Here is a 1,363-nt window from a genome sequence, read left to right on the forward strand (position 1 = left end):
CCTCGCGCAGTTGCTGGAGCGGCTCGCCCGGCTGGATGCGGTGCTGGCGGAGCGGGACGCGGAGATCGCGGAGCGCGACGCCCGGATCGAGGCGCTGACCCGGCGGGTCGCCGACTTGGAAGCGTTGCTGCGCAAGGATTCCCGCACGTCGTCGAAGCCACCGTCCTCGGATGGGCCGGGGAAGCCGCCGCCCCGGTCGCGGCGGGAGCAGTCGGGCCGGCTGCCGGGCAAGCAGCCCGGCGAGGCGGGATTCACGCTGCGGCAGGTCGACCGGCCCGACCAGGTGCGTGTCCACCGCCCGGACGCGTGTGACGGCTGCGGGAGCTCGCTGCGCCGGGCGCCGGTGACGTCGGTGGAGGCGCGGCAGGTGTTCGACCTGCCCGAGGTCCGTCTGCGGGTGGTCGAGCACCGGCTGCAGCATCGACGCTGCCGGTGTGGCGCGGTGACGATGGCAGCCGTGCCGGACGGGGTGGGCGCGCCGGCGCAGTACGGGCCGCGGGTCCGCGCCATCGGCGCCTATCTGGTCGGCTACCAGCACCTGCCCTACGAGCGGGCTTGCGAGACCCTGACGGACCTGCTCGGTGTCGGCATGTCGGTGGGCACCCTGGTCACGGTCCTCACCCGCACCAGCGACCGGCTGACCCCGTTCCTGCAGGCGGTACGCGAGCAGATCGCCGCCGCCCCGGTGGCGCACTTCGACGAGACCTCGCTGCGGGTGGCCGGGGCCAACGCCTGGGTGCACTCGGCCTCCACCGAGACGCTGTCACTGTTTTACGTGCACGCCTCACGGGGCCACGACGCGATCGCCGCCGCCGGGGTCCTGCCCGTCTTCGCCGGCATCGCCGTGCATGACGGCTACACCCCCTACCGCCGCTACGGCGCCGCGCACGCCCTCTGCAACGCCCACCACCTACGCGAACTGGCCGGCATCCTCGACACCGACCCGGCACAGACCTGGGCGGCCGGCATGATCCGGCTGCTGTGCGAGATCAACAACACCACCCGCCACGCCCGCACCGGCGGCGCCCACGCCATCGAAGACCGCCTGCTCGCGGTCTACCGACGCCGCTACGACACGATCATCGCCGCCGGCATGACCGCCAACCCCAGCCCGGCCGGGCACAGCGCCCGGTCACCAGCAGCGAACCTCCTCGCCCGCCTGGGCGGCTTCGCCACCGACGTGCTGCGCTTCGCCCACGACCTGCGCGTGCCGTTCGACAACTCCCTCGCCGAACGCGACATCCGCATGGTCAAACTCCGCCAGAAGATCAGCGGCGGGCTCCGCACCTTCGCCGGCGCCGAAACCTTCTGCGCCATCCGCAGCTATCTCTCCACCGCCCGCAAACACGGCATCAACGCCCTC

General features: G+C 72.9%; 1 protein-coding gene. It reads left to right on the forward strand.

Going from position 1 to position 1,363, the window contains the following annotated elements; genetic code table 11:
* The coding region (tnpC, locus tag ABD901_RS58575; RefSeq protein WP_345145060.1) for an IS66 family transposase at positions 1-1,363 on the forward strand (1,363 nt) is incomplete at both ends.

Origin of the sequence: Dactylosporangium darangshiense, assembly GCF_039537565.1 — a bacterium.
Lineage (GTDB): Bacteria > Actinomycetota > Actinomycetes > Mycobacteriales > Micromonosporaceae > Dactylosporangium > Dactylosporangium darangshiense.